This window comes from Stenotrophomonas sp. TWI273 (assembly GCF_039674765.1).
Taxonomy (GTDB): Bacteria; Pseudomonadota; Gammaproteobacteria; order Xanthomonadales; family Xanthomonadaceae; genus Stenotrophomonas.
On sequence record NZ_JBDJOA010000048.1, the window covers coordinates 1 to 323 of the forward strand.

At 60.1% G+C, this 323-nt stretch carries 1 protein-coding gene; it reads right to left on the reverse strand.

The window, feature by feature from the left end; translation table 11 throughout:
• Positions 1–194, reverse strand: a 194-nt coding sequence (locus ABE571_RS18830) for a hypothetical protein (protein WP_346466786.1), incomplete at its 3' end; no start/stop codon positions are given.
• Positions 195–323: the final 129 nt, after the last annotated feature.

Below are 323 nucleotides of genomic sequence, written 5' to 3' on the forward strand. Positions count from 1 at the left end.
CTAGCTTCAGGTGCTAGCGGGGGCAACTTCGTGGAGGTTCGAGTCCTCTCCTGGGCACCATGACTCAGAAAATGATCAAACCCGCGCAAGCGGGTTTTTTCGTTTCTACCGCCCTGCACTCGCCCGCGCACGATTCGCGCGGCATCGGCGGCGGTCACGCTGGATCGCGCGGCGAACGAAATTTTCTGCGACATCCTGTTGACACAATCCCGGTTCTCCCGCAGAATTCTCCTCCTGAGTCGCCCAGGTGGCGGAATTGGTAGACGCACTAGCTTCAGGTGCTAGCGGGGGCAACTTCGTGGAGGTTCGAGTCCTCTCCTGGG